29 protein-coding genes are annotated in these 26,160 nt (G+C 41.1%); 17 read left to right on the top strand and 12 right to left on the bottom strand.

Annotation, left to right across the window (positions count from 1 at the left end; genetic code table 11):
• Positions 1-113 precede the first annotated feature (113 nt).
• The 4 genes from B1201_RS06585 to B1201_RS06575 all read left to right on the top strand — a co-directional run bounded on the left by B1201_RS06585 (position 114) and on the right by B1201_RS06575 (position 4,165).
• Complete coding sequence (locus tag B1201_RS06585; RefSeq protein WP_078192878.1) at positions 114-2,870, top strand: type VI secretion system Vgr family protein; 2,757 nt, start codon at positions 114-116, stop codon at positions 2,868-2,870.
• Positions 2,870-3,160 (top strand): hypothetical protein, encoded by a 291-nt coding sequence (locus B1201_RS17160; protein ID WP_228144758.1) that lies wholly within the window; start codon positions 2,870-2,872, stop codon positions 3,158-3,160. Before B1201_RS06585 ends, B1201_RS17160 begins: the two co-directional genes overlap by 1 nt.
• A 12-nt stretch (positions 3,161-3,172) precedes the next feature.
• Positions 3,173-3,559 carry a hypothetical protein gene (locus B1201_RS17155; RefSeq protein ID WP_228144757.1) on the top strand — a complete coding sequence of 129 codons (387 nt, stop codon included), beginning with the start codon at positions 3,173-3,175 and terminating at the stop codon, positions 3,557-3,559.
• A gap of 90 nt (positions 3,560-3,649) precedes the next feature.
• Positions 3,650-4,165 carry a hypothetical protein gene (locus B1201_RS06575; RefSeq protein ID WP_078192806.1) on the top strand — a complete coding sequence of 172 codons (516 nt, stop codon included), beginning with the start codon at positions 3,650-3,652 and terminating at the stop codon, positions 4,163-4,165.
• Positions 4,166-4,344: 179 nt separating this feature from the next.
• Here B1201_RS06575 and B1201_RS06570 read toward each other — a convergent pair whose 3' ends face one another.
• On the bottom strand, positions 4,345-6,057 hold the full coding sequence (locus B1201_RS06570; RefSeq protein WP_078192805.1) for an electron transfer flavoprotein-ubiquinone oxidoreductase: 1,713 nt from the start codon (positions 6,055-6,057) through the stop codon (positions 4,345-4,347).
• A 194-nt stretch (positions 6,058-6,251) separates the two neighbouring features.
• On the opposite strand from B1201_RS06570, the gene B1201_RS06565 reads away from it, so the two are divergent.
• The 5 genes from B1201_RS06565 (at position 6,252) to B1201_RS06545 (ending at position 10,688) form a co-directional block, all read left to right on the top strand.
• Positions 6,252-6,860: a DUF1285 domain-containing protein gene (locus B1201_RS06565; RefSeq protein ID WP_078192804.1), complete on the top strand. Its 609-nt coding sequence runs from the start codon at positions 6,252-6,254 to the stop codon at positions 6,858-6,860.
• Between the two features lie 48 nt (positions 6,861-6,908).
• A complete protein-coding gene (gene murI / locus B1201_RS06560; protein ID WP_078192803.1) occupies positions 6,909-7,793 on the top strand; it encodes a glutamate racemase in 885 nt (294 codons plus the stop codon).
• Positions 7,794-7,914: 121 nt separating this feature from the next.
• Positions 7,915-8,943, top strand: coding sequence for a DUF4062 domain-containing protein (locus B1201_RS06555; RefSeq protein WP_078192802.1), 1,029 nt, complete (start codon positions 7,915-7,917; stop codon positions 8,941-8,943).
• Between the two features lie 65 nt (positions 8,944-9,008).
• Entirely contained in the window at positions 9,009-10,031 is a 1,023-nt protein-coding gene (gene hemH, locus B1201_RS06550) for a ferrochelatase (RefSeq protein WP_078192801.1), read from the top strand.
• 12 nt (positions 10,032-10,043) lie between these two features.
• Positions 10,044-10,688 (top strand): MBL fold metallo-hydrolase, encoded by a 645-nt coding sequence (locus B1201_RS06545; RefSeq protein WP_078192800.1) that lies wholly within the window; start codon positions 10,044-10,046, stop codon positions 10,686-10,688.
• Positions 10,689-10,777: 89 nt separating this feature from the next.
• On the opposite strand, the gene B1201_RS06540 is transcribed toward B1201_RS06545, so the two are convergent.
• Complete coding sequence (locus B1201_RS06540; protein WP_067764029.1) at positions 10,778-10,963, bottom strand: DNA gyrase inhibitor YacG; 186 nt, start codon at positions 10,961-10,963, stop codon at positions 10,778-10,780.
• 83 nt (positions 10,964-11,046) lie between these two features.
• Here B1201_RS06540 and B1201_RS06535 point away from each other — a divergent pair, with 83 nt between their 5' ends.
• The 3 genes from B1201_RS06535 (at position 11,047) to B1201_RS06525 (ending at position 13,393) form a co-directional block, all read left to right on the top strand.
• On the top strand, positions 11,047-11,697 hold the full coding sequence (locus B1201_RS06535; protein ID WP_171263754.1) for a DUF938 domain-containing protein: 651 nt from the start codon (positions 11,047-11,049) through the stop codon (positions 11,695-11,697).
• Positions 11,698-11,703: 6 nt separating this feature from the next.
• The gene (locus tag B1201_RS06530) at positions 11,704-12,909 is read left to right on the top strand and encodes a TIGR03862 family flavoprotein (RefSeq protein WP_078192798.1); all 1,206 of its coding nucleotides are present in this window, start codon (positions 11,704-11,706) and stop codon (positions 12,907-12,909) included.
• A gap of 73 nt (positions 12,910-12,982) precedes the next feature.
• Positions 12,983-13,393 (top strand): GFA family protein, encoded by a 411-nt coding sequence (locus B1201_RS06525; RefSeq protein ID WP_078192797.1) that lies wholly within the window; start codon positions 12,983-12,985, stop codon positions 13,391-13,393.
• A gap of 78 nt (positions 13,394-13,471) precedes the next feature.
• Here B1201_RS06525 and B1201_RS06520 read toward each other — a convergent pair whose 3' ends face one another.
• Together B1201_RS06520 and B1201_RS06515 are read right to left on the bottom strand one after the other, a co-directional pair.
• A complete protein-coding gene (locus B1201_RS06520; protein ID WP_078192796.1) occupies positions 13,472-14,050 on the bottom strand; it encodes a hypothetical protein in 579 nt (192 codons plus the stop codon).
• 9 nt (positions 14,051-14,059) lie between these two features.
• Positions 14,060-14,836 carry a class I SAM-dependent methyltransferase gene (locus B1201_RS06515; RefSeq protein ID WP_078192795.1) on the bottom strand — a complete coding sequence of 259 codons (777 nt, stop codon included), beginning with the start codon at positions 14,834-14,836 and terminating at the stop codon, positions 14,060-14,062.
• A 116-nt stretch (positions 14,837-14,952) separates the two neighbouring features.
• Between B1201_RS06515 and B1201_RS06510 the strand changes: the two genes are divergently transcribed.
• The 4 genes from B1201_RS06510 (at position 14,953) to B1201_RS06500 (ending at position 18,072) form a co-directional block, all read left to right on the top strand.
• Positions 14,953-16,224 carry an alpha/beta fold hydrolase gene (locus tag B1201_RS06510; protein WP_078192877.1) on the top strand — a complete coding sequence of 424 codons (1,272 nt, stop codon included), beginning with the start codon at positions 14,953-14,955 and terminating at the stop codon, positions 16,222-16,224.
• A 124-nt stretch (positions 16,225-16,348) separates the two neighbouring features.
• On the top strand, positions 16,349-16,540 hold the full coding sequence (locus tag B1201_RS16770; protein ID WP_078189765.1) for a hypothetical protein: 192 nt from the start codon (positions 16,349-16,351) through the stop codon (positions 16,538-16,540).
• 97 nt (positions 16,541-16,637) lie between these two features.
• Positions 16,638-17,591, top strand: a complete 954-nt coding sequence (locus B1201_RS06505; protein WP_078192794.1) for a 2-hydroxyacid dehydrogenase — start codon at positions 16,638-16,640, stop codon at positions 17,589-17,591.
• 100 nt (positions 17,592-17,691) lie between these two features.
• Positions 17,692-18,072, top strand: coding sequence for a hypothetical protein (locus tag B1201_RS06500; protein WP_143221666.1), 381 nt, complete (start codon positions 17,692-17,694; stop codon positions 18,070-18,072).
• A 30-nt stretch (positions 18,073-18,102) separates the two neighbouring features.
• Here B1201_RS06500 and B1201_RS06495 read toward each other — a convergent pair whose 3' ends face one another.
• The 8 genes from B1201_RS06495 to glyQ all read right to left on the bottom strand — a co-directional run bounded on the left by B1201_RS06495 (position 18,103) and on the right by glyQ (position 25,194).
• Positions 18,103-18,612 (bottom strand): hypothetical protein, encoded by a 510-nt coding sequence (locus tag B1201_RS06495; RefSeq protein ID WP_078192792.1) that lies wholly within the window; start codon positions 18,610-18,612, stop codon positions 18,103-18,105.
• Between the two features lie 111 nt (positions 18,613-18,723).
• Positions 18,724-19,212 (bottom strand): hypothetical protein, encoded by a 489-nt coding sequence (locus B1201_RS06490; protein ID WP_078192791.1) that lies wholly within the window; start codon positions 19,210-19,212, stop codon positions 18,724-18,726.
• 260 nt (positions 19,213-19,472) lie between these two features.
• A complete protein-coding gene (locus tag B1201_RS06485) occupies positions 19,473-20,120 on the bottom strand; it encodes a hypothetical protein (protein ID WP_078192790.1) in 648 nt (215 codons plus the stop codon).
• Positions 20,121-20,472: 352 nt separating this feature from the next.
• Complete coding sequence (locus B1201_RS06480; RefSeq protein ID WP_078192789.1) at positions 20,473-20,862, bottom strand: hypothetical protein; 390 nt, start codon at positions 20,860-20,862, stop codon at positions 20,473-20,475.
• A gap of 106 nt (positions 20,863-20,968) precedes the next feature.
• A complete protein-coding gene (locus B1201_RS06475) occupies positions 20,969-21,325 on the bottom strand; it encodes a DUF3060 domain-containing protein (RefSeq protein WP_078192788.1) in 357 nt (118 codons plus the stop codon).
• Between the two features lie 235 nt (positions 21,326-21,560).
• The gene (locus B1201_RS06470; protein ID WP_078192787.1) at positions 21,561-22,034 is read right to left on the bottom strand and encodes a hypothetical protein; all 474 of its coding nucleotides are present in this window, start codon (positions 22,032-22,034) and stop codon (positions 21,561-21,563) included.
• Between the two features lie 107 nt (positions 22,035-22,141).
• Positions 22,142-24,211: a glycine--tRNA ligase subunit beta gene (glyS, locus tag B1201_RS06465; RefSeq protein ID WP_078192786.1), complete on the bottom strand. Its 2,070-nt coding sequence runs from the start codon at positions 24,209-24,211 to the stop codon at positions 22,142-22,144.
• Positions 24,211-25,194: a glycine--tRNA ligase subunit alpha gene (gene glyQ, locus B1201_RS06460; protein ID WP_078192785.1), complete on the bottom strand. Its 984-nt coding sequence runs from the start codon at positions 25,192-25,194 to the stop codon at positions 24,211-24,213. The genes glyS and glyQ overlap by 1 nt, the downstream gene beginning before the upstream one ends.
• A gap of 200 nt (positions 25,195-25,394) precedes the next feature.
• On the opposite strand from glyQ, the gene B1201_RS06455 reads away from it, so the two are divergent.
• Positions 25,395-25,907 carry a hypothetical protein gene (locus tag B1201_RS06455; protein ID WP_078192784.1) on the top strand — a complete coding sequence of 171 codons (513 nt, stop codon included), beginning with the start codon at positions 25,395-25,397 and terminating at the stop codon, positions 25,905-25,907.
• The last annotated feature ends 253 nt before the right edge of the window (positions 25,908-26,160 follow it).

Here is a 26,160-nt window from a genome sequence, read left to right as displayed (position 1 = left end):
ATAATTATTAATATGTTACATTTATTATTAATAAAATAGGCTGGTCAAGTCTGATGGCTAGCCTATATCATTCGCAGCATAATTATACAAAGTTTAAAAAACAGACTTTTAAAATGTTAAATTCGATTGCTCTTATACTTGAAAAATTAGGCTTATCCGCTCAAAAACGTGCCATTCATGTGCAATTTTCCAACCCTGCGTTGAATGATGAGCTTTTTATTCAACGTATTGATGGGGAGCATGTCTTAAACCAAGGCCTGCAAGCGACTTTGATTTGCCTATCTACTAATGCACTTATTCCACTAAAACAATTTATTGGCGCACAAGTTGCCGTTGATCAAGTGACCGATCAGGGCGAACTCTTCCGTACCACGGGTATTATTACCGAAGCCACCCAAGGGCAGAGTGACGGTTCACTCACGCTATATAAACTCACTTTAGAAGATGCAACATCGCTGTGGCATAAGCGCCGCAACAGCCGTGTGTTTATGAACAAATCGGTGCGTGATGTCAGTGAGACTCTTTTTAAAGAATGGCAAAGCAAAAGTCCGCTCTTTGCTGCCAGTCTAACGCTAGATCTAAGCGGTTTAAGCCAAAACTATGATGTACGACCTTTCATCATGCAGTCGAATGAAAGCGATTATGACTTTTTAACGCGACTTTGGCGCAGTGAGGGTATCAACTGGCTCATCGATGAAGCACAGTTGAAAGTGCCGCATTCCTCAGCCCAAATTGAAAAACAAAAACTCCGCCTGATTGATGACAATAGCCAATATCAAGCACTCAGCCGTCGTAGTATCCGCTTTCATCGTTCTAGTGCCACAGAAAAACAAGACAGCATCACCAGTTTGATCGGTGAACGTAGCATTCAACCGACTGCGGTCCATGTACAGCGCTGGCAAGCCGATGGACTCAGCCAAGAAGAAGGCGCAGGTTCAGTTCAAAGCAAACATCAGCATAGCCAAAGCCAAGACAATGCCAGCTTAAGTCTAGAGCAAGCTTGGCATGTCAGCCCTGCATGGATGCAAGACTTAAAAGGCGAAGACCAAGCTACGGCTTCATCCAACAGCCAAATTGAAAAATTGAATCAAAACCTAACGCGCTATCACGAGCTACAATCGAAAAAATTTAATGCACAATCGACCGTGCGTGATACCCAAGTGGGTTATTGGTTTGAATTGAATGAACACCCAGAAATCGATCAACACAGTGGTGCAGACAAACAATTTTTAATCACAGAAAAAAAATTCTATAACCAAAATAACTTACCTAAAGACCTCTCTGAACAAGTCAATCAACTGATTGAACAAAGTCAGTGGAACATTAAACCCATCCATGAACAGGCCGAGCGTCAGGCCAATCAGCTCACATTACAACGCCGCAATATTGCGACGGTTCCTGAATATAACCCACTCGAACACCGTCCAAGTACTCATCCGCAACGGGCTAAAGTTGTCGGGCCAAGTGGTGAAGAAATACATGTCGATGAATGGGGGCGTATCAAAGTCCGCTTCTTATTTACCCGTGGAGATGACCACAGCCATGATGGTGGTGCAGGCAGCAATGACAATGACACAGATTCTGCATGGGTCGATGTGCTTACACCATGGGCAGGTGAAGGTTATGGCGCACGCTTCTTGCCACGCATTAATGAAATCGTGGTCATCGATTTCTTTGACGGTAACATCGACCGACCATTTGTGGTGGGGCGTATACATGAGGCACAGCGCAGTCCGACCCAATTTGATGGTAAAGGCAAACTACCTGACACCAAAAAATTGGCTGGAATAAAAAGTAAGGAAGTCCAAGGTGAAGGTTTTGGACAACTGCGCTTTGATGACACGACTGGACAAATCTCAACACAATTACAAAGTACCCATGGTGCCACCCAGCTCAACCTCGGTAACCTCAGTCATCCCAAAGAAACCGCAGAAAGTGAGGGAAGAGGCGAAGGCTTTGAACTGAGAACCGATCAATGGGGCGCAGTGCGTGCAGGTCAAGGGCTCCTTGTCAGCACACACCCACAACAACAAGCAGCAGCAATGCACCTCGACGCACAAGCTGCAAAAGAACAAATCGAAGCCAACTTAAACAGCAGCAAAGCCTTAAGTGAAGTGGCGAAAAATCAACAAACTGACCCACTTGAAGTCTTAGATAATCTGAAAAACTTCCTTGGACAAATCGAAAAAGGCAGTAAAGAAAAAGCTGATGCCTTTAAACAAGCCTTGATGATTTTATCTGCACCAAACTCAATTGCTGTGAGTAGTCAGGAAGATATTCATCTTTCAGCAGATGGACAGATCAGCCAAAGTGCAGGCGATAGCATCAATCTCAGCAGTCAAAAATCCTTAATTGCCCATGCACAAAGCAAGATCAGTCTATTTGCAGCACAAGAAGGATTACGTGCGTATGCAGGCAAAGGCAAAGTTGAAATCCAAGCCCAAGGAGATGGGGCGGATTTGATTGCACGAAAGGGTATTCAAATTATTTCCACGGAAGATACAGTCGAAATTAAAGCCAGTAAGAAAATAGTACTGACAGCTGGTGGTAGTCAGATTGAAATTAGTAGTGCGGGTGTATTACCGACAACTAGCGGTAAGTTTGAAGTGAAGGCAGGGCAGCATAATTTTAAACAGGGTGCAAAAGTAAATAAGCCGCTTCCATTTTTGCCTGAAAAAGAAAAGCAAAAATATGGCGTATGGTTTGATGTGATGGATCATCAAGGAAAGAAACTTGCTTCAGGTACGGAATATATTATTTACGATGAGACAGACAAAGAAGTTGAACGTGGAAAATTAAATAAATCCGGTCTTGTTAGGTTAGAAACTGAAGAATTAAATAAACAATATAAAATACATGTGGTGATGTGATGGGATTAGAAGAACAAGCCTATGCTGACTTAGTTAGGACAACTATGGGAAATGTAAACCCTACACCACCTGTAGTTCCTGTTCAGCTGGTGGTATATACACATAGTTATACCGCATTTATTGGTGGAGCATCTGATAAGTACTCTTTTGCTCCTAACGATCTGCCTATTAATATAGGAGGTAGAGGCTTAGGACCTAATAGATTTGTTGGTGAATATTTTGATGAGTTTGATTTATCACAAAAGAAGAAATTTAAAAATGAGACGATTGAATATTACGGGTATGAGTAAGCATATACTGGCATGAAAGCTGGAGGGAAAAAATTAGATGCATTTGACAATATTAAGAAATTCTTAGAAAAAAACCCGAATACTCAGGTAAATATTATTGGACATAGTTTAGTTGGATGGAACGCAGCTGGACTCGCAGCTGAACTAGGCAAAAAAAAGATATGCAAAGTTAATTTACTGATAACAATTGATCCTGTTGGAACTTTATTATCATATAGTGCATTAACTCCAGTAAGAGCTCGAATCTATTTTAGAGAGCCTTCACCTAATTGTAATTATTGGATAAGTGTAACATGCGAGCCAAAGTCGTATGATAGTAACGATGCTGTTGCAGATTCAGGAGGGCAGTGGAGGGATAAACCCAGAGAGAGCAAATGTTTTTTATTCTACAAAATATAGTCATGCTGAATTTAAGGAAATGATGAAAGAAAAAATATTTATGGGCCAGTCTGCTGAAGATATGATGTTCACTCAATTGAAGAAAATAAAATGAAAAAAAAATACATTTTGGGTTTTGTTGTATTTATTTTGGGTTGCCAAAATGCTAATCATCAAAGCTTAGATAGAAAAATTACTGTTAATCCTTCTCTTAAATTAAGCTATAGTATTATCGGTTCAGAAGAAAAACCTGCATTAGCAGTTACAGGAAATTTAATAAGTTCAGTTTCATTAAAAGAAGTTTTGATAAAAGAACAATTCGACTTTGCACGTATTGAGTGTGACAAGTTGAATGAGTTCAAACCTTATGCGTATTTAAAAGTAAAAGATGAAAAAAGAAAGAAGAATACTTTTCAATCGGATTTTTTGTTGAAAATATGTCCGGAAGATGATGCTAATAGTGAGCATTGTGTTAAAAATATTGAAGATTTTAGGAATAGAATAAAAACAAATTTAAGTTGTGAAGTCGTTTTTGGTGGAATGACTAAATCAAAAATAATTATTTCAAATCGATTTAAAATCGATAAGAATCAAATATTAAATGCAGAGGAGTATGCATTGGAATAAGCATATTCTTATGGAGTAGAAGCTAGAATTAGAATATTTATTATTAGATTATGAATTTTTGGTACTCAAATATTATTTATAATTTAACTATTCAAATTTGACGAATTCTAACTTTGAATAAATTATTTTAACTGAGAATAAACCCGCATTAAGCGGGTTTATTTCAATCTCAAAAGAGATTACATATTAGGATAATTAGGACCACCACCACCCTCAGGTGTTACCCAAGTAATGTTTTGAGATGGATCTTTAATATCACACGTCTTACAGTGAACACAGTTTGCCGCGTTAATTTGGAAACGCTTAGAACCGTCGTTTTCTTCCATAATTTCATAAACACCAGCAGGGCAGTAGCGCTGAGCAGGCTCATCCCATTTTGGTAAGTTCACATTTACAGGTATAGAAGCATCTGTCAGTTTCAAGTGAGCAGGCTGGTTTTCTTCATGAACGGTATTCGATACGAATACTGAAGACAAACGGTCAAATGTAATTTTACCATCTGGTTTTGGATAATTCGGTTTGAAGTTCGCAGCATCGACAGTTTTTAAAGCACTGAAATCTGGCTGTAAGTCATGTAGTGTAAATGGCACTTTAAAGATGTTTTGATCAACAAAGTTGAACGCACCACCCATCCATTGACCAAACTTATGCATAGCAGGGCCAAAGTTACGAGAGTTATATAACTCTTCTTTCAACCAACTGTTGTTGAACTTGTCTGTGTACGCAGTTAACTCTTTAGCGAAGAAGTCTTCACCTTCAGTCACACGTGCAATGGCAAGGTCACCACCTTTTTCCACACCCGCAGCAATCGCTTCAAATACAGCTTCACCGCACAGCATGCCTGATTTCATTGCTGTATGAGAGCCTTTGATTTTTGCAAAGTTTAGGAAACCTGCGTCATCACCAATTAAGCTACCGCCTGGGAATGTAAATTTAGGTAGAGAGTTGAAGCCACCTTTTACAACCGCACGTGCGCCATAAGAAATACGTTTACCACCTTCAAGATATTGCTTGATCAGTGGATGTGTTTTCCAACGCTGCATTTCCATAAATGGATACATGTGTGGATTGGTATATGATAAGTCAACGATCATACCCAACGTCACTTGGTTGTTTTCAGCGTGGTATAACCACCAACCGCCTGAAGAACCTGTTTCACTTAAAGGCCAACCTGCACCGTGCATCACCAAACCTGGCTTGTGTTTAGCAGGGTCGATTTCCCAAAGTTCTTTAATACCAATACCGTAATGTTGTGGATCGGCATCTTTATCCAAGTTGAATTTTTGGATTAAACGTTTACCTAAATGACCACGACAGCCTTCAGCAAATAATGTGTATTTCGCATGAAGTTCATAGCCAGGGGTAAAGTTGTGCGTTGGTTCGCCATCTTTACCAATACCCATGTCGCCAGTCTGAATACCTTTCACAGTCCCATCTTCATGGTAAAGAATTTCAGATGCTGCAAAGCCTGGGAAAATAGACACTTCTAATTCTTCAGCTTTAGCACCTAACCAGCGAACCACGTTACCTAACGAAATAACATAGTTGCCATCGTTATGCATGGTTTTAGGCACCATCCAATGCGGTGCTTCTTGTGATTTTTCATCAGACAATAAGAAGAAGGTTTTATCTTCAGTCACAGGCACATTTAACGGTGCGCCTTGTTCTTTCCAATCTGGGAACAATTCATTCATTGCGCGAGGTTCGAGCACAGCACCTGATAGAATATGCGCACCCACTTCGGAGCCCTTTTCCACGACACAAACGGACAGATCGTTTAGGTTATTTTCAATTGCAAGTTGACGAATTTTAATCGCAGCAGATAGGCCGGCAGGACCTGCACCGACGATAACTACGTCAAACTCCATCGATTCACGTTCGATGTGTTCCATGTAGGACTCCTCATATTTCGGAAGGTGGCATCCATTCAATTCATTTAAATGGTGCTGCCATGAGTGTTCTTAATGCCCAGACACAATTTTTCTATCGTGTCTTTGATATTGTGGGCTAGTATAGTTTTAAACCGAGTTCTAGCCAATTGGCTGAATCATATTATTTTTCCGTCACTAAGGTATTTATTAGGCGGATGAAGCAGCAATTGAACGAAAACCCGACGAAAAAATTCATTAATAGGGATGATAGAAATTTAATGAACATTGCACAATACTTAAAAGATGGACAGTCCGGTCACAAAAGGTCAATCCCTCCATTAGATCAATGGCATCCAAAGCATTGTGGTGCAATGGATTTGAAGGTTTTAGCCAATGGAGAATGGTGGCACGATGGTCAATTGATCAAGCGGCAAGCACTCATTGATCTGTTCTCAACCGTGCTTTGGAAAGAAGATGGGAAATTCTATTTAAAAACCCCTGTGGAACAAATTGAAATACAGGTGGAAGATGAGCCTTTATTTGTTAATCAAGTCGATACGCTTGAGCTAGAAAACAAGCGCTATATCCAGTTTACGACCACAACACAAGACGTGATTGTTGTGGATGATGAACATCCTATTTTTATGCGTGAATATCAAGGTGAATTGCGCCCTTATGTACATGTGCGTTTTGGAATTAATGCACTGATCCAGCGTGCCGCATTCTTTCATTTGGTTGAGATGGGTGAACTGCTTGAAAATGAAAAAGGTGAATCCATTTTAGTGTTACAAAGTGGTGATTTGCGCTTGCAATTAGGCACCTGAGGTTTAAGCTTTCCACCTTGTCATTCTGAACAACATATAAGTGATCCTATGACCGCCATTCACCCCATTTACCCACTGGATGTACCCATGCCGAAAGCTGGCGCAGATGCACCGATCGGTTTATTTGATTCGGGGATTGGTGGCTTATCTGTGGCCTTGGAAATTGCGCGCTATTTGCCGAATGAACGTATTGTGTATTATGCCGATACTGCACATGTACCCTATGGGCCACGTGATGATCAAAATATACGTGAATTGACTGCACATGCCATAGAGTGGTTATACCGCCAAGGCTGTAAAGTCGCTGTCGTGGCATGTAACACGGCATCTGCTTTTAGTTTGGATTATTTGCGTGAACATTATGGGGAGAACTTCCCCATTATTGGTTTAGTTCCTGCGTTAAAGCCTGCCGTTCTGCAAACAAAAAGTAAAACAGTGGCTGTTCTTGCAACTCCTGCGACATTTCGTGGAAAGTTGATTAAAGATGTGATGCATCGTTTTGCTGAGCCGGCAGGGGTCAATGTTCTGACTGTGACCAGTCTGGAATTGGTGCCCTTTGTTGAAGCAGGTGCGCAAATGACTGAGCCTTGCCTGCAGACATTAACCGAGATATTACAGCCAGTTGTAGATGCCGGTGCAGATTATTTAGTGCTTGGATGTACGCATTACCCCTTCCTAAAATCGGCAATTCAGTATATTTTTGGTCAGAAGCTGACATTAATTGACTCAGGTTTTGCAGTTGCACGACAAACAGCCCGAATTTTGATTAAAAATGAGTTATTATTTGATCAGAAAAGAGAAAATTGTTTGCGTATAGAGTGCTATGTCAGTGGCAATAATGCGGAAAATTTAAAACCGGTTGTGGCGCGCCTGATTCAAGATGATATTTCTTGGAACATTGCCAACATCGGACTTATAAGTTCAGAAGACTAAATCAGTCATTTTGGACAACGTTAAATGAAAAAATTAGTTTTTTATTGGGGTAGTCATGTCGCATTTTCCAGCTAAGATCAATTCGATGCTGAGTGCGTTATGCAGCGGGAGAGGATCACTAATGCTCGATAAGCGTTATCAAGTATTCATTTCCACATCTGGTAGCGAAATGCAGCCAGAACGGATCATTTTGGCTCAGACGCTTGTGGGAATGGGGTTTTTCTCATGGGGGCTAGAACAACGCACACCATTGAGCACTGCTTTTGCACGTCGTCAAATTGACGATTGTGACTATGTGATGATTTTATTGGGTAGTCAATACGGTGAGCAGTCTGTGTCTGGTGTGGGCTATATGCACCTTGAATACATCTATGCGGTGACCAAGCAAAAACCTGTCATTGTGTTTATGCATGATGATCCAGATTCACGTGATGATGCGTTACATGATGCTAAACCTGAACTTCGTGAAAAATTTAAAGAATTTAGAAAACTATTACAAAATGAAGTCGATCAAGTTTTTACCTATCGTAGTTTGCGTGATTTAGAAATGGCAGTTCGATTGAACATGCCACAAATGCTAGAACGCTATCCTGTTACAGGTTGGGTGCGTCCACAGAATACTCAAGCTTTACATGATGAAATTGATCGTTTAAAAGCCCAGTTAGTTCAACTCGAAACAGAGTCTGGAAAACGCGAAGTTGATCCATTCCTATCTTTACCAAAAGTGTCGATGCATGAAGTATTCTCTTTTGAGTATCGTATGCATGCCTATCAAGACGGCAATTTTAAAGAGCTGAAAGTTCAGAAAAAAATGACTTGGGCACAGTTGCTTTCGATTTTGGGTTCAACTTTTGTCAATCCAACCCCAGAAGAGTTTTTCTCTAAACGCATGAATGAATTTCTAAACGAAACAGGTTTGGAAGATGCTCGCGTAGAAATGCCTCGTGCGCATGCAGTTGCTCGTGCTCAGGTGAATATTCGGGCTTTGCATAATATCAAGAGTCAAATGCGTCAAAATGATTGGATCATTCCAAATGGACGTGATGACCGTCAACGCATGTTGTGGCAAGTGACCTCGAAAGGTCAAAAACTACTGGAAAGTAATTTGCTGGATAATGATCGGGTTTTTCAATTTAAATCTGCATATTAATCTGTATTATAAAATAGATAAAAAGCTGCTACATTAGCGTCATTCAAATTGATGGAAAAAGTGTAATGTTGTCTGCCGAAAAAGCTAAAGTCACCATTATTCTGGCGAACTTAGGCACGCCTGATGCACCTTCTGTGCCTGCGGTACGTCGTTTTCTGCAACAGTTTTTGTCAGATCAGCGAGTGATTGAAATCCCGAAACCGATATGGCAAATCATTCTACGTTTGTTTATTTTGCCATTTCGCCCTAAACGTGTTGCACATGCTTATGACATGGTTTGGGGTAATGATTCGCCCATGCGTGAAATTTTATTTGAGCAAGTCGCCGCAGTAAAACAGCATCTCACAGCAAAATATCCAGAATTTGAACTGAATGTGATTCCGGCCATGACTTATGGTAATCCGGGGATTTCTGCCGCTTTAGCGCAATTGGCTGAGCAGCCTCAAGACCACATTCTATTATTTCCGTTGTTTCCACAGTATTCAGCAACATCTACGGCACCTTTATATGATGCGATTGCTAAATGGATTCCACAGCAGCGTAATTTACCTGGTCTGAGCATTATTCGTGACTATTACCAGCATCCTGTGTTTATACAGGCCTTGGCGCAAAGTGTGCGTGATTATCAAGCTAAACATGGTGTACCAGATAAATTATTGATGTCATTCCACGGTATTCCACAGCCTTATGCCGATAAAGGTGATCCCTATGCTGACCGTTGCCGTGTAACAGGGCACTTGGTCGCAAAAGCGCTCGGTTTAAATGAAGATCAATATGAAATCAGTTTCCAATCGCGCTTTGGTAAGCAAGAATGGGTGAAACCTTATACCGATGCCACTTTGGAAGCGTGGGGCAAACAAGGCGTGAAATCGGTACAGGTTATGAGCCCTGCATTTTCAGCGGATTGTTTGGAAACGCTAGAAGAGTTGGCGCTGCAAAATGCTGAAATTTTCCAAGCTGCAGGCGGTGGCGAATATGGTTATATTCCAGCATTAAACGTGCGGGATGATCATGTCGCATTGCTCAATTTATTACTTCAAGCTAATCTTGATGCCTTAAAGCAAACATTAGCCCATTCATCGCCTTGAGGTTTTCGCCCTATGTTGCAAGTTAAAATCGTTCCCGTCACGGCATTTCAACAAAACTGTTCCATTGTTTGGGACTCTGAGTCGAAAGAAGCGGTCTTGATTGATGCAGGGGGAGAGCCGGAAAAATTAAAAGCTGAAGTTGAAGCGCTTGGTTTAACGGTAAAAGCATTGTGGCTGACGCATGGGCATTTAGATCATGCAGGTGCGGTTGGGGCATTAACCCAAGCGTGGAATGTTCCGGTGATTGGCCCACACAAAGAGGATGCTTTTTGGTTGGACATGATTCAGGAAGTTTCTGCGAAATACGGTTTCCCGATCCCTGAAAATGTCAATGTGACTCAGTGGTTAGAAGGTGGCGAAACACTGAAACTGGGTGAAGAAGAGTTTGAAGTACGTTTTGCACCGGGGCATACACCGGGTCATGTCATGTTCTATAACGCAAAATATGCCGTGCTTTGGACGGGTGATGTGTTATTTAAAGGCTCGATAGGCCGGACAGATTTTCCACGTGGTAACCATCAACAATTACTCGACTCCATTCAGCGTGAATGTTTTAGCTTGCCAGATGACACCCAGTTTATTTCAGGGCATGGTCCAATGAGTACCATTGGTTATGAAAAACAACATAACCCTTTCGTTGCTAGTAAAGCGGGTTAAGCAACAAGATTGAGAAAGCCAATAAAAAAAGGAATCCGTGTGGATTCCTTTTTTATTTACCTAAATAAAGGGTTTATGCACTTGAGTCCTTAGAACTGATCTTCCTCACGGCCGCCATCAGCCTGAGGCGCATCTTGGGTTGGCAGGCGATATTCGTCATTGGCCCATGCACCGAGATCAATCAATTTACAGCGATCTGAGCAGAATGGGCGGTATTCATTGTCTTCCCATGTGGTGAGTTTGCCGCAGCGTGGACAATTCATGGTGGTGGGCATGCTTAACTCCAGCAAAAACGGATGATTCAATTAGGCAAATACAGTCGCAGTTGTTAGACTTATGCCGTTCTGTTTAGTTTGATCTGTTTATGCCTATTCGTCAATTTCAAGCGCAGCGTATGCGAGCTCCCCGTGATTTTCAGCCGATTGATTCCACACCGATTTGTGTGGAAATTGGGGCTGGTAAAGGTAAACATGCATTATTGTTTTCAGCCAATCACCCTGAATTTCAATTGATTGCTGTTGAGCGGACACGTGAAAAATTTGTGGCAATGCAAAAGCAGCATCAACTTGAAGGGCAAAACAATTTAACTCCAATTCATGCTGATGCATTGCCTTGGGTAGTACATGCCTTACATCCTGCGCAAGTACAGCAATTCTTTATTTTGTATCCAAACCCTGAACCGCATAATCCTGCACAGCGCTGGTTAAATATGCCGTTTTTTGAATTTTTATTGTCGCGTTTGCAGCCGGGTGGTCAGATTACTTTGGCGAGTAATATTCCTGAATATATTGAGGAAGCGCAGCAGCAGTTAATTGATGTTTGGAAGCTACCTTTTGTCAAAGAACGCATTGCAGAGACTTCAGCACGTACACACTTTGAGATTAAATATCTAGAACGTGGTGAACTCTGTCAGCAGTTAATCATTACCAAGCCTGTAGATTACACCACACGTTTTGATGATTTTCAGCCGCTACAAGGTAAGCAACCCACCGAAGCATCTGCGGAATAATTGGGCATGACTCAGCGTATTGCAATCATTGGGGCAGGGCCTGCGGGATTGATGGCTGCGGAAGTGCTTAGCCAATTTGACTATGACATTCATGTTTATGAGCAAAAACCATCGGCAGCCCGTAAATTTTTAATGGCGGGCAAGACGGGGCTGAATATTTCGCATGCAGAACCCGTTGAACAATTTGTGCAGCGCTATGATCAAGTGGAATGGCTGAGTCCATGGGTTAAGCAGTGGGATGCAGCATGGATTCAACAATGGATGAAGGGGTTGGGCATTGAAACCTATATTGGTTCATCGGGTCGGGTCTTTCCTATTGAAATGAAAGCTGCGCCTTTGCTGCGTGCCTGGTTAAAACGTCTTAGTCTAGACGGGGTACAGTTTTATTATCGACATCAAGTTTTGGACTTACAGTCCAATCAGCTGACAATTCAAAACCTTGTTGATGGATCAAATCAAGCGCTTGGCTTTGATGCGATTATTATGGCGTGTGGGGCTGTGTCTTGGTCACGTTTAGGCAGTGATGGCGCATGGCAAAAATGGCTACAGCCTGAGAGCATTGAAGCTTTTCAGGCCAGTAATGCAGGCGTGGAACGCGTTTGGTCGAAGTTCATGCAGCCCGTGTTTGGACAGCCTTTAAAGCGGGTCAATGCATGGGTCGAGCAAGCCGAGCCGACCCAAGGTGATATCATCATTTCACACTATGGACTGGAAAGTGGATTGATCTACAAACAAGGTCGTGCTTTGCGTCAACAAGTGAAATCTGCTCAGCCCATGCAGCTGACTTTGGACTTATTGCCAGATCAAAGTGTTGAACAATTGGCTAAGAAATTACAGCCTTCGAAAAAGCAATCTTTAACCAATGTTTGGCGTAAAGCCGGTTTAGATGTGGCGAAAGCTGCACTGGTCCGTGAACTGGTGGATAAATCTTTGTGGCATGAACCTGCCTTACTTGCTGCGAAAATTAAACACTTAAATATTCAACTTGATGGATTTCGCCCGATAGATGAGGCGATTAGCTGCGCAGGTGGTGTGAAGCGTTCAGTCCTAAATGATGGCTTACAATTGAAGAGCAATCCTGCAGTATTTGTCTGCGGAGAAATGTTGGATTGGGATGCGCCTACAGGAGGCTATTTGCTAACAGCATGCCTTGCAACCGGTCGAGCAGCGGGTGAAGGGGTTCAAAACTATCTGGTTTCTTTGCAGAGCTAAGCGCTTCAAATTGTCACAATCTTGCTGAGGAGTTGTGATATTTTGAGATGAAATTCTTCTAAGAAAGACCACTATGCGCGTACAAGAACAATATACCGGAAGCTGCTTGTGTGGAGCGGTTTGTTATGAGATCAATGGTCCGATTGGTGAGATCGTGCAATGTCATTGTTCTCGGTGCAGAAAAGCCAATGGCACGGCATTTGCGACCAATGCTCCAATAGCCAAAGCAGATTTCAAAATTGTGTCGGGTGAACACGTATTGAAAAAGTTTAAATCTTCACCAACCACACAGCGTTGTTTTTGTGGGGAATGTGGTTCACCAATTATGAGTATTAAAACCGATACCCCGGATTACTATCGCTTACGTATAGGAACACTGGATACACCCATACAGCAAGTACCAGTCTGCCATATATTTGTCAGCTCGAAAGCAGAATGGGAAAGCATTCATGATGATTTACCGCAATATGCAGAGCATCCTTAATTTTTTTGCGTTGTATTTCTAAATAAAAAAGGGTTCACGTGGAACCCTTTTTGTTTAAGTCATTTTTCGACTTTTAATTTATTGAGCTTGAGCAGGATGTTTAAGCTCGGGATATTGTTCCTGCCAATGACCTAATTGTTCTTGTGCATGAATAAACTGACCGAGACCTTTGACACTATCACTAGGATTTTTTAACTCACCATCGGCTGTTTGATTTTTCTCACGATAAATTTGTGATTGATTGTCCCAGTACTGATACATCAAGCCTTGAATGTAACGGCCTTGCTCAGTTTTCATTTCGAGTTCTTTGAGCATATTCAGTGCTGACTGGATGTTGTCACGCTTACGCTGTGTAGCAAATTCATCAGTGAGTTTGCCTTCCTCACGCAGTTTCATCAGCTCATCTTCCATCTCATCGCTAATTTGACTAAAGCTCTCGTCATATTGCGTCAGTAGCGTTAAGTCGTGTAGATCATCTGGGGTCTTGGCAAAGTTTTTAATAGGATCACTATTTAGCTCTTTCATGATTTGATCGTCGAAACTGATTTCACTATTTTGTTCCACCGTTTTTGATGATTTTTCACATGCAGTGAGTCCTAAGACTGTACCCATGAGGAAGATGACACTGAGTTTTTTTAAAGAGATTGGCAAGAGCATAATCGTGTCCTAATGTGTTTTTCTAAAGATGTAGACATGCGTGATATAGGGGAAATCAATGAAATCCTGTGCAGTCTTTTGGGTTGATTCAGCCACGATATTTTCAAATTGTTGTTTCAGTTTTTGTTGTTCATCCGTGTTTAACGCTGCAATAAAACTGGTGGACAATAATCGTTTGGAAACCACGTGTTCCACTGTACCATGATGCAATTGTTGAAAGGTGGTTTCGGCAATTAATTTAAATGTTTGCTGCTGTTCAAACACTTTTTGCCATTGCCCACTATGATAACGTGGTGTGTCACCTTCGAGTTCACTCAAGACATCAGCGAGTTGTTTGACCCAATTGACTTGGATATCACGCTGGTTCCAAATCAAAACAAGATCCCCCTTGGGAACTAAGATACGACTGATTTCATTGAGGGTTTCAGGGGTGGCAAACCAATGAAAAGATTGAGCACAAAATACCGCTGCCACAGAATGATCATGCAATGGAATCTGATCACTTTGGGCGGCTAAAGTTGCAATATGCGGATGTTTTTTCTGCAATTGTTGCAGCATTTCATGCACAGGTTCGATCGCGGTGATATTTTCACTGAGTGGGCGAATATACTCGAGAAATTTGCCTGTACCTGAGCCTAAGTCCACCAGATGGGCTTGAGGGGCTAAAGCTAAATGTTGTTGTAGCCACGCACTGATTTCAATCGGGTAGTCAGGGCGGGCTTGTTGATAGAGTTCAGCTGCAGAGCTAAAGCCTTGTTGTGCGGCAGGATGTATTGAATGTGTCATATTCTGCACTTTTTAATCTGTATGGCCTCTATAAAATAGCATATTCGGAACAAGATAAACTTTGAATGCAACAAGGAAGGAAAAGCGTGACGCAACAAGGACTGGAGCAAAGCACAATGGAAAAGCACATCATTTTTGAAGATGATCAAATTCGTGTCATTTTTCAGCCTGGCAGTTCTCGTGAGCTTATTTTCTCCTTCGGTGATTTGATTACCCGCGCCAAGGGCTTGAGCATCAATGCAGAGAAGTCTTTGCAAAAGTATGATTTTAATGTGATTGGTGTGATGCCGAAACAAAAATCGTGGTTTCCAGCATCGTCAATGCAACCGATGTATCAAGCCATCAAGCCAATCCTCGAACAATTTGACCTACGTATTGCCTATGGTGGTTCCATGGGTGGCTATGCAGTCATTAAGTATGCCAATTTATTTGGATTCCAGCGCGTGGTCAGTATGGTACCGCAGTACTCCATAGACCCTGAAGACATTGTCGATACACGCTATGGCATGTTCTTTCAACCCAATCTGCATGCCAATATGCGGGTATTTGCTGAAGACGTCTCGACTACACGCGAATATATCGTGGTGTATGATCCTTATTGTCCAGAAGATCGCGCGCATTTTGAAAAATTACAGGCTTTAATTCCGCATGTGCATGTGTTGCATCTGCCGTTCACAGGGCATGATGCCATTGCAGTGTTGGCGAGTTCAGAACTGTTAAATGATTTCTTAAGACATCCTTTTGATGCGCCGTATTTTTATCAAAAAATGCGTCGGGTTAAGAAAAACAGCAAATTCTATTATCGAAAAGTCATCGAAAATTTACTGACTCGTCATCGAGATGCCTTGGGTGAAATTTTAAAAAGCAATTCGTTTCAGCTTGACCCTCAGTTTTTTGATGCCAAACAAAAACAAACCTTATTACGGGTATTGTTTAATAACAAACAAGTCAGTGAGCAAGATCTGCAAAAGTTGGGGATCACGACCTTTTTGCCACAGGAAAATCGTAGCCTACTACTCGACCAGTTTGAACATGGTTTAGTGTTTAATGTGATTAGCCAAAAAATTGAAAGCTATGCAGCCGGTGTGATTGCGCTGAACCATAAGTTTTTGATTCCTTTGCAGCCGAAGGGCACAGGCCTAGTATACGTACAAGTTCAAGATGAGCGTTACATGGTGGTGATGAATGACCGTCAGGTAATGAAATTGGTCTTAGCTCAAGATGAACTTGCGACAGGTATGCACCCTCTTTTAATGCAGAAATATGTGGGCTATTACACACTCAACTATAAAGAACTGCGTTTGAGTAGCGATGAATTTGGTCAAGTCTTCTTTGTGGAAAATGCCGATGCATCTTGCCAGTTTGTGGTGCAACCCGAACAAATTTAAGCTCGACATTGGGTTGAAAATCCAAAGCTTGCTAATTTGTAGGAAGAGATTATGATGAGAGAAAGGTAGTATAAAAAACAATCATACTACCTAAAACATCATGAGGAATACGAGGGGTATCAGTATGCATTCAACACAGATGCTTGCTGTATTATTCATCTTAGTGCTGACCATGGGTTCAGCCTATGCACAGGGGGTTAGTTCAAGCATACTGATTTTTAGCAGCAGTATGTTGTTACTTACGATACTGACCATTTATGTCATACTCAAAATTCGAAATTCATTGCAACATCATCTCGATAAACCCGCGAAATAGCGGGTTTTTTTATATGCTGTTCGATTGCACTTTGGTGCATCACAGGTTTTAATCATCCACAATCGAATTTTTATAATCGGCCAGAAGGGAAGCTGCCATGAAAGCGGTATTTCTAGATTATCAGTCTCTAGATAAACAGGACTTAGATTTTAGCGGACTAGAAGCACAGTTTGATGACTTGACGCTCTATCCCGCAACAATGGCTGCAGAGGTTGCTCAGCGCATACAAGAGGCTGATGTGATTATCAGCAATAAAGTACACATCAATGCTGAGCACATGCAGCTCAATCCGCAATTAAAACTGATCTTAATTTCTGCCACTGGCACCAATAACGTTGACCTTGTACACGCACAGCAACAAGGCATCGTGGTGTGTAATTGCCAAGCTTATGGCACCGCTGCGGTTGCACAGCATACCTTGATGTTAATGTTGAACTTGGCGACATCATTTCGACAGTATGATCGGGCGGTTCAACAGGGAAATTGGCAAAAAGCGGATCAGTTCTGCTTACTGGATTTTCCAATTATTGAGTTGGCTGGTAAGACTTTGGGGATTGTCGGCTATGGCGAATTGGGGCAAGCCGTGGCCCATTTGGCTAAAGCGTTTGGCATGAAAATTATGATTGGCGCGCTACCGAATCGACCTATGGTGGCTGAGCGAGTGGCCTTTTCTGAGATGTTAGCGCAGGTCGATTTTCTGAGTTTGCATTGTCCTTTAACTGATGAAACCCGTGATTTACTCAATCATGAAAGCTTGGCTCAAATGAAAGCATCGGCCTTTGTGATCAATTGCGCACGAGGTGGTGTGGTTAATGAATCGGCATTAGCCGAGGCATTGAAATCAGGAAAGATTGCAGGTGCGGCAACCGATGTCTTGACGGTTGAGCCACCTAAGCAGGGTAATGTGTTGCTTGACCCAAGTATTCCAAATTTAATTATTACTCCACATAGTGCATGGGGCAGCGTCGATGCAAGACAACGTATCGTGCAGCAAATGGTTGAAAATGTAGAGGCCTTTAAAGCGGGGATGGTCATTCGGCAGGTGAATTAAAACGAGTTTAAGGAACCTTATTTTTGAATAAAGCTCTATATAAATAGGGATGTCTATGCAGGTCGATCTTGCCAATAAAAAAAGTTTAAGATTATTTTGCATGCTGATTCTCTTTACCGCATGCATTACTTGGGCATGGTACAGTTATGTACTAAATATCAGTGAAAATTATTTATTCCAGAATCCTGATTTTGAAGTTCATAAATTCATGCCGACCTTACAAGTTGTGCTGGTTTCGGTATTTTTTATTGCGCATTTCGTCTTAGCGCTTATTGATTTTTTAAATCGCTATTGGTATTGGGGGCTATGGCTTGTTGTAGTGCCTATTATTGTGGGACAGGTCTATTTTTCTGTCTTTGGAGAGGTTGCTCATATTGATCATTTATCAGTCTGGGTTGACTATCCATTTTGCCTGTTGATGCTTATTCAAATCTGTACAGCATTGTTTGTACGTAGGCGATATCTCAAGCCTACTACTTAATGCATTAATGCTTAATTTAATAGTTAAATTTCAGCATTTTTTCAAAAATTTAGCATTGAAATGATTTTTGATTTGCTCAAATTCAAGTTCAGTCTTGATATTGTTTGGCATCATGATTTGTAAATAACTTTTTTCAAGTTTAAAAGGCTCTTTGGTATTGGGTTCAGCGTAAAAGCCACCGTTTGGATAAGTCAGATATGTTTCATAGGCACGTAAAATCTGACCTTTGTGAAAATAATAACTTGTTAGGCTTTGATAGGATTCACCAAAAACATAGAGGTTTATTTTGCATTGATCATCGAGTTGATACAGTGTCGCTTCATTGCCTTCAGTCGATTTGTATTCTTCGTCATCTAGCATCTCTAAGGTTTGTAATAATTTACCTTCGGCATCATGGTTATATTGGTATGAATCGTACAATTGGGGAAAAATAGTCTGCAACTGTGGATAACTTTTCAACAATTGTGGAAAACGTTGTAAGCCAATCACAGAGCCAACGCAGAGCAGAATACCAAGCAAGATACCAAATAAAATTCGCATTTTTTTCTCATTAATTCATTGTTTTTATAGGCATAGGCCAAAGACCAAAAGCATTCAATTTTGGTTTTAAAAAAGCCCAACCAAAGTTGAGCTTTTAAATGTGGTGTTAAATTATAAATCAGTCACAGGATAGGTTGTAGACGTCGAACTCGAAGGATAGCTACTTTGAGGATATTGATTGTTATTTTGCCCTGCATTGCTGCTCGGAGCTGTATTAATCGTATTACCTGAAGACGGTTCACTCAACGACTGTTGGCTAATGGGCGCAGGTTGGCTAGTTTTACCTGTAATATTTTCACGGGTTTGTTTCAATTTTTCATTGACGTTTTGGGTGGCTTGCTGTGCGCCCTGATCAACCTGTTGTACTGTATTTTGAGTAGCAGTTTTCGTATTGTCCCAAGCTTGGTCAACCGAAGGCTTAATTTTAGAAATCCCGCGTTCAGTCATTTCACCAATATTTTTAGCAGCACCGACCACGCCTTCTTGGGCTTTATAGGCCCACACATGCAATAAATTTGGATTATCACCATAAGGGCTCACAGGTTTTTTCGCTTGTTGCTCAGTACTTTGCGCTGCTGCGTTTTCTTGTGCCCAAAGCATGGGTGTCGTGAATATTAAGCTTAGGCATAACGTTGCTTTTAATGAAATCTTCACAGCTTCACCTCTGAATTTTATAGATTTTCTATCTGATGAATGGATTTAACGCATTATAGGAAAAATTGCAGCGAAAAAAACTTGCCATAGCACAATCAATACAGCAAATGACAGCTTTGTACACGTTTGTATTTTGCATAAGGTAAAAAAGGCCCACCGAAGGGTGAGCCTACTCTCTGGAGGAGAGGGTATGAAAGCCAGTTTATTTATTTGTGAGCACCTAAGCTGGCTTCATGTGAGCTATGGACTTCAGCTTGTGCGACAGGCGTTTGCAACTGTACATTGCTACTGCCACTCACATTGGCTTCTTGACCTTTTTGGAAATTCGCTTTGGTTTGTTGCCATTTTTCACTGGCAAATTGGCGACCTTCCTGAGCTTTTTCACCTAAATAACTCTTGGTTTGATCAACTTTGTTGTCGACATTACTTTTACGTTCATCGAGTTTTGCTTTGTCTTTTGCAGCTTTTTCATCGAGCTGTGCTTTGCGCTCATCAAGCTTGGCTTTGTTTTGCTCAGCCTTGGCATCGATCTTGGCTTTCGCTGCATCTGACTTTTCATCTTTAGACTGTTTTAGTTCAGCCCATTTGTCTTTGGCATCTTGCTTTTTGTCTGCACTAAATTCTTTGGTGTCTTGCCATTTTTCTTGAGTGAATGTTTTGGTCTTATCGACACCTTTTTCAATTTTATCACCTGCTTTATGTGCAGATTGATTAATGTCTTGTTTTAAATTTTGTAGAACACTCGGTTGTTGAGCATCTACTTTAGCTTCCACTGATGCTGTTGTATTGGCAAATAGTGGAGTGGTTGCGAATAATGCTGCGGTGATCAGTGTTGTTTTAAATAAAGGTTTCATCTTTGCAATTGTCCTCTTTTATTGAACGCTGCTGTTGCACTCAGCATTTGCGCTTTTGGAGCAGAGAACATCTTAAGAGTAAAAAAAAGCAAAAAGTGGTTTTGTGCGATAAGTCACACAATGCAATAACAGCTCAGATACGCGGAAGTTTGAAGTGTGGAAACTTGGTTAAGTTAATGCATTATTGTAATTTTATGAAAATACAGTGGCTTATATGTGTTTTGCGCGTTGCTGTGGTGTGGTGCTAGTTACGATTTTCATCATAAAAAATTATGGGTTTGAACGAATTATTGTGCAAGATTCAAGGAAAAATGAAACCATACCTCCATTTTGGAGATATGGTTTTTATTATTTATTCACATTGTGTAAGCGCATCTTTTGCAAAATGACCGCGTAATGCAAGGAAGTTCTTTTGTACATCCGCCGCATTTAAATCAAAATTGTGCGCTGAACTTGTACCATCTTTGGCAAAGGTTGCTGTACCACCTGAAATGAGGGTTAAGCCTTTAAATGACCATTGTTCAACCGATTTTGCTTCTTCTAAATTGCCTGTAAATTCAATCACGCATTTATCTACAAATTTAGTCAGTTTTGCTTTGTTATCCGTGGTATCTGGGTAGACATCAATATTTTGAACTTCTTGTAATACACCTGTTTCAAGTTGTGGAATCGTTGGTGCAGATGTACATGCAGAAAGTGTTATACCCGCAAGACCAGTCAAAAGGAATGCTTTCAATTTCATAAGTTTCATTCTTGTTGAGTGTTGTTGGATTGAGTATAGGGAATTGGTGAATTATTGGCTATAGATTTAAGTCTTAAGCCTAAATTCAACTTCATTCACTTAATATTTAACGTTTATAGGCTGCACTTCCTGGACCAACGGCATTGATGCTGACTTGGCGTGATGGATGGGTGCTTTTTTGATAATACACTTTCGAATTTGGTCCATAAATATTGATTTTATTGACTGATTCTACATATACCGTTGTATTTGGACCTGCAACAGTAATCATCGGGCAACTGCCTTTTAGAGTAATACGGCTATCTGGAGCAGGAATATTCACTGAGCGTCCTGCGCAATCATAACTTGCAACGGTATCGGGTGAAGAAATGATGATTTGGGAATGAGTCATTTCCGTTCCAGCATTTGCAGAAGAAATAGATAGAATCAATAGTCCAAAGCTAAGTAATTTTTTATTCATCATCGGTATTTCATTTTATTCAGGTTGAGTTATTTTTAGCATGCCGAGATTTATTTGCTCAAGTTTTATTCATCTTTATTTAAAACGAGATATTGTGTGCAACAGCAGATCTTTTCCACATTGATGTAATAAGAGGTGATTTCGCTTGGTGATTTAACTAATATTTCAAACCGTCTCATTGAATTATTAGGACGTTATCCTAAATAACCCATGAAGCCTTAGCTGGTTTATTTAGCGATTAAAGTTTTGGCAAAAAGAACAACAACACAAGGCCACCCAATACTCCACCGATAATGAGCCAATCTTTCTTACGCATATCTGCAACACGAATTATTGAAAAATACAGGCTGCTAAAAAATAGAAAAACGAAGACAAATAGTACAAGGGGATTATTGAATATAAATTTAGTACTGCCAAATAAAACGAAAATGGTTGTGCTCGACAACCAATACACCAAACTTAAAACAAATTTAGACAGCGCTAAGTAACGCACAGTGCGGTATAATCTGGGCAAAGTCACCGCAACGATGATGATTCCAATAAATCCACCCAAAACAGAAATAATCAAAAAGAATAAAGCACCCATATCTGGCTTGTTTGGAATGTATGGATAAACCTTCCAAAGGTAAAAGCTGCATGCCATCAATACTGCATGTAAGATAAAAAGATAGAGATTTGGGCGGTAAGGATAATTGACTGTAATACTTTTCATATATTGTTCTTATCAAAAAATTCCGCTATTTCTAACAGGATTCTACCTAGATTTCAAACGGCATAAAAAAACCCGCTCTAAAGCGGGTTTTTAATTAATGCTTAAACTTAGTGCTGTAACACTGAAATATCAGCCACTTTCGTAAACAAGTCACGAAGCTGTGCAAGCATACGTAAACGGTTTGCTTTTAGGTCAGCATCATCGGCCATCACCATCACACCGTCAAAGAACGCATCGACTGGCGCACGAAGTGCAGCAAGTGCAGAAAGGGCAGCGGTGTAGTCCTTCGCAGCAAATAATGGCTCAACTACAGGTGTGATTTTTGCAAGTTCAGCGAACAATGCTTTTTCAGCATCTTCAACCAAGTTCGCTTCAACCACAGCGCCTTCAGGTGCAGCTTCTTTTGCAAGAATGTTTGCAACACGCTTGTTGGCAGCAGCAAGTGCAGCAGCTTCAGGCAAGTCACGGAAATGATTTACCGCATTTACACGCTTATCAAAATCAAGTGGAGATTTTGGAGACAACGCTTGAACTGCTTGAATTACATCAACTGCTACGCCTTGGTCTTCATATTTCGCACGGTAACGACCTTCAAGGAATGCAACAGCATCCGCTAAAGTTTTATCGTGATCTTTAATCACATCGCCATAAGCAGCAAGTGCAAGTTTGATTAGATCTTCAATCGAAACATCTAAATCATTTTCAGTCACAAGACGCAAGATACCAATGGCTGAACGGCGTAGTGCAAACGGGTCTTTAGAACCTGTAGGCGCCTGACCAATACCAAAAATACCTGTGAGCGTATCTAAACGGTCAGCAAGCGCAAGCGTAGTACCTGTTTTGGTTTTAGGTAAAAGGTCACCTGCAAATTTAGGTAAGTATTGTTCACCTAAAGATTCAGCGACTTCATCATTTTCGCCTTCAATACGTGCGTAGTAAGTACCGGCAATACCTTGAAGCTCAGGGAATTCACCCACCAACTCAGAGGTTAAGTCGCATTTTGCAAGGAGCGCTGCTTTTTCAGCATCTGCTGGGTTTGCACCTGTGATAGCCGACAAAGCCACAGCCAATTTAGCAATACGTTCAGACTTGTTCCATAGTGTGCCAAGTTCTGCTTGGAAGACCATGTTCGCAAGTTTCTCTTTACGAGAAGCAAGCGGTTGTTTTTGGTCTTGTAAGAAGAAGAATTCAGCATCCGACAAACGTGGACGCACAACTTTTTCGTTACCTTCAATAATTTGTATCGGGTCTTTCGACTCAATGTTTGACACGGTAATGAAGTAAGGTTGAAGTTTATTGTCGCTATTCACTAAGCAGAAGTACTTTTGGTTGTCCTGCATCGTCGTGATGAGTGCTTCTTGAGGAACAGCAAGGAAGCGTTCTTCAAAGCTTGCACGAAGCGCAACTGGCCATTCAACCAATGCTGTTACTTCGTCACGTAAGTCCGCAGGGACAATCGCAATGGCATTGACTTCATCAGCTAAAGCTTTGACTTGTTGGTCGATGATGGCTTGGCGCTCTTCAAAGTTTGCAATCACTTTTGCAGTACGAAGGGCATCAAGATAAGCATCAGCATTTGCAAGTGTGATTGCTTCAGGGGCATGGAAACGGTGACCATAAGTCACGTTACCTGCTTGGTGATCCTGAATGGTTGCTTCAATTACATCACTGTTTTTCAACAACACAACCCATTTTACAGGACGTACAAATTCAGCACGGCTTGCCGCAGAACGCATGCGTTTTGCGATAGGTAGGTTATCTAAAGCGTGTTGTAAAATTTGTGGAAGTAAAACATCAAGGCTTTGACCTTTTACATCTTTTAAGTAGCACACTTTTTCAACTTTACCCGCTTGGAAAGTCGATACTTGATCAACCGTGATGCCTTGACCACGCATAAAGCCTTCTAAAGCTTTAGTTGGTTTACCTTCAGCATCAAACGCTGCTTGTTTAGCAGGGCCATCAAAACGTTTTTGTGTGTCTGCTTGTGCACCGTCTACATTGACAATTTTCAATGCAAGGCGACGTGGTGCTGCATATGCTTCGATTGAATCGAATGCTAGACCTGCGTCTTTTAAACCTTTTACCGTTTCTGCATGAAGCGCATCACGTAATTTTTTTAAGCTTTTTGGTGGAAGTTCTTCGCAGCCTAATTCGAACAATACTGTATGTTTAGACATTATTTGCTCTCCTTAGATTCTACTTTTGCTTCCGCTTCAACTTGTGCTTTAAGTTGAGCAAGGACTTCGTCACGTAAAGCTGGTTCTGCCATCGGGAAGCCAAGCTTCGCACGCGCAGCGACATAACTTTGGGCAATCGCACGAGCCAATGTACGTACACGTAAAATGTAACGTTGACGTTCAGTTACTGAAATTGCGCCACGTGCATCAAGCAAGTTAAAGCTATGCGATGCTTTAATTACTTGTTCATAGGCAGGCAGTGGAAGTTCAGCTTCCATTAAACGAGTCGCTTCAGCTTCATAGAAATCAAATAGCTCAAACATTTTTTCAACGTTGGCATATTCAAAGTTATAGGTCGATTGTTCAACTTCGTTTTGGTGGAATACATCGCCGTAAGTCACTGTACCAAACTGACCTTTAGTCCAAACCAAGTCGTAAACTGAGTCTACACCTTGGAGGTACATCGCTAGACGTTCTAGACCGTAAGTGATTTCGCCAGTTACAGGGTAGCATTCAACACCACCGACTTGTTGGAAGTAAGTGAACTGAGTCACTTCCATACCGTTTAACCAAACTTCCCAACCTAAGCCCCATGCGCCAAGTGTTGGAGATTCCCAGTTGTCTTCCACGAAACGAATGTCGTGAACAAGGGTATCAATACCAATGGCTTTTAATGAATCTAAGTACAACTGTTGGATGTTGTCTGGGTTTGGCTTCAACACGACTTGGAACTGGTAGTAGTGTTGTAGACGATTCGGGTTCTCACCATAACGGCCATCTTTAGGACGACGAGAAGGCTGAACATAAGCCGCGTTCCAAGTTTCAGGGCCTAAAGCACGTAGGAAAGTTGCAGTGTGGAAAGTACCTGCACCCATTTCCATATCGTAAGGTTGTAACACTACACAACCTTGTTCAGCCCAGTAGTTTTGTAAGGCAAGAATTAAGCCTTGGAAGGTATCAATATGCGATATGGCGCGACTCATGGTCATCCACTTAAAATTAGATAAAAATTGTGCTCAATTATAAGGATTTTGGGGGTGTGTGGCAAAGGGTTAATCATTCTTGAATCAAGCTTTGATGTTTTAATGATGCGCAGAATTTTATATTTTCCTATTGTACAGAATAAAAACGAAGTTACTTGTGGCATAAAGTGGATGAATAAATTGAATGATGAGCGATAACAATGTTTAAGAAGTCTTTTATTGTGATAAGTATGGTGCTATCTGCCTGTAGTACGACGCCTGTAGCTTTGTATTCAGATTCATCACTTCACGCTTCAAAAATTGCGACTATTACAAATTCTTGCAACGCGGAATGTAAGAATTTGATTAAACAGCAGTTAGTGGTCAGCTCAAAGTATCAAATGAGCGAAGGTCTTTTGCTTGAGGTCAATGGTCAGCAGGGGACGCGAAAAGTCACACGAGGAATGGCTTTTGACTCACCTATTCACGGACGGTTTACCACCGCTGTAGAACAGGGAAAAACTGAGCTCGTCATTGATCATAATTCACAGCTAGTTATCGCTCGTCCAGCTCGATTCACTGTTGATTTATTGGGTGGGCATAATTATGTGATTGGACGTATTCGAGTTGAACGAATCCCTTCGGCTTATTATGAATGGTTTCCTATTGTGTATGATGAAACAGCTCAGAAAATTATTTATGGCAGTGAAGATTTAATTGATCAAGATGAATAAGCTGACCGCCTAAATGTTCCTTTGTTTTAGTGAGTACAGATGTGAGCGCTGATAGATTTTTTATTTTAATTATCAGTAACATATAATGAGAATTTTAGGCTCATTTCTTGGGATAAAACTACGCAAGTAAGCGGCGTATACATCATTCAAAAGAATCAAAAGTAAAATTTATAAGATAAAGATGTAAGTTGAATACATCTTATTGCTTGCATGGCTTTATAATTGCCACATCTCGCAAAACAACAAACAAGGT

This window comes from Acinetobacter sp. ANC 5600 (genome assembly GCF_002018395.1).
GTDB lineage: Bacteria > Pseudomonadota > Gammaproteobacteria > Pseudomonadales > Moraxellaceae > Acinetobacter > Acinetobacter amyesii.
The sequence above is the reverse complement of the archived record's forward strand: the minus strand, read 5'-3'. Positions and strand labels throughout refer to the sequence as shown.

What these genes read in the sequence shown, in the direction of transcription:
- B1201_RS06585 (WP_078192878.1), top strand. Translation starts at nt 114, where the DNA reads ATGTTAAATTCGATTGCTCTTATACTTGAAAAATTAGGCTTATCCGCT.
- B1201_RS17160 (WP_228144758.1), top strand. Translation starts at nt 2,870, where the DNA reads ATGGGATTAGAAGAACAAGCCTATGCTGACTTAGTTAGGACAACTATG.
- B1201_RS17155 (WP_228144757.1), top strand. Translation starts at nt 3,173, where the DNA reads ATGAAAGCTGGAGGGAAAAAATTAGATGCATTTGACAATATTAAGAAA.
- B1201_RS06575 (WP_078192806.1), top strand. Translation starts at nt 3,650, where the DNA reads ATGAAAAAAAAATACATTTTGGGTTTTGTTGTATTTATTTTGGGTTGC.
- B1201_RS06570 (WP_078192805.1), bottom strand. Translation starts at nt 6,057, where the DNA reads ATGGAACACATCGAACGTGAATCGATGGAGTTTGACGTAGTTATCGTC.
- B1201_RS06565 (WP_078192804.1), top strand. Translation starts at nt 6,252, where the DNA reads ATGAAGCAGCAATTGAACGAAAACCCGACGAAAAAATTCATTAATAGG.
- murI (WP_078192803.1), top strand. Translation starts at nt 6,909, where the DNA reads ATGACCGCCATTCACCCCATTTACCCACTGGATGTACCCATGCCGAAA.
- B1201_RS06555 (WP_078192802.1), top strand. Translation starts at nt 7,915, where the DNA reads ATGCTCGATAAGCGTTATCAAGTATTCATTTCCACATCTGGTAGCGAA.
- hemH (WP_078192801.1), top strand. Translation starts at nt 9,009, where the DNA reads ATGTTGTCTGCCGAAAAAGCTAAAGTCACCATTATTCTGGCGAACTTA.
- B1201_RS06545 (WP_078192800.1), top strand. Translation starts at nt 10,044, where the DNA reads ATGTTGCAAGTTAAAATCGTTCCCGTCACGGCATTTCAACAAAACTGT.
- B1201_RS06540 (WP_067764029.1), bottom strand. Translation starts at nt 10,963, where the DNA reads ATGCCCACCACCATGAATTGTCCACGCTGCGGCAAACTCACCACATGG.
- B1201_RS06530 (WP_078192798.1), top strand. Translation starts at nt 11,704, where the DNA reads ATGACTCAGCGTATTGCAATCATTGGGGCAGGGCCTGCGGGATTGATG.
- B1201_RS06525 (WP_078192797.1), top strand. Translation starts at nt 12,983, where the DNA reads ATGCGCGTACAAGAACAATATACCGGAAGCTGCTTGTGTGGAGCGGTT.
- B1201_RS06520 (WP_078192796.1), bottom strand. Translation starts at nt 14,050, where the DNA reads ATGCTCTTGCCAATCTCTTTAAAAAAACTCAGTGTCATCTTCCTCATG.
- B1201_RS06515 (WP_078192795.1), bottom strand. Translation starts at nt 14,836, where the DNA reads ATGACACATTCAATACATCCTGCCGCACAACAAGGCTTTAGCTCTGCA.
- B1201_RS06510 (WP_078192877.1), top strand. Translation starts at nt 14,953, where the DNA reads ATGGAAAAGCACATCATTTTTGAAGATGATCAAATTCGTGTCATTTTT.
- B1201_RS16770 (WP_078189765.1), top strand. Translation starts at nt 16,349, where the DNA reads ATGCATTCAACACAGATGCTTGCTGTATTATTCATCTTAGTGCTGACC.
- B1201_RS06505 (WP_078192794.1), top strand. Translation starts at nt 16,638, where the DNA reads ATGAAAGCGGTATTTCTAGATTATCAGTCTCTAGATAAACAGGACTTA.
- B1201_RS06500 (WP_143221666.1), top strand. Translation starts at nt 17,692, where the DNA reads ATGCTGATTCTCTTTACCGCATGCATTACTTGGGCATGGTACAGTTAT.
- B1201_RS06495 (WP_078192792.1), bottom strand. Translation starts at nt 18,612, where the DNA reads ATGCGAATTTTATTTGGTATCTTGCTTGGTATTCTGCTCTGCGTTGGC.
- B1201_RS06490 (WP_078192791.1), bottom strand. Translation starts at nt 19,212, where the DNA reads ATGCTTTGGGCACAAGAAAACGCAGCAGCGCAAAGTACTGAGCAACAA.
- B1201_RS06485 (WP_078192790.1), bottom strand. Translation starts at nt 20,120, where the DNA reads ATGAAACCTTTATTTAAAACAACACTGATCACCGCAGCATTATTCGCA.
- B1201_RS06480 (WP_078192789.1), bottom strand. Translation starts at nt 20,862, where the DNA reads ATGAAATTGAAAGCATTCCTTTTGACTGGTCTTGCGGGTATAACACTT.
- B1201_RS06475 (WP_078192788.1), bottom strand. Translation starts at nt 21,325, where the DNA reads ATGATGAATAAAAAATTACTTAGCTTTGGACTATTGATTCTATCTATT.
- B1201_RS06470 (WP_078192787.1), bottom strand. Translation starts at nt 22,034, where the DNA reads ATGAAAAGTATTACAGTCAATTATCCTTACCGCCCAAATCTCTATCTT.
- glyS (WP_078192786.1), bottom strand. Translation starts at nt 24,211, where the DNA reads ATGTCTAAACATACAGTATTGTTCGAATTAGGCTGCGAAGAACTTCCA.
- glyQ (WP_078192785.1), bottom strand. Translation starts at nt 25,194, where the DNA reads ATGAGTCGCGCCATATCGCATATTGATACCTTCCAAGGCTTAATTCTT.
- B1201_RS06455 (WP_078192784.1), top strand. Translation starts at nt 25,395, where the DNA reads ATGTTTAAGAAGTCTTTTATTGTGATAAGTATGGTGCTATCTGCCTGT.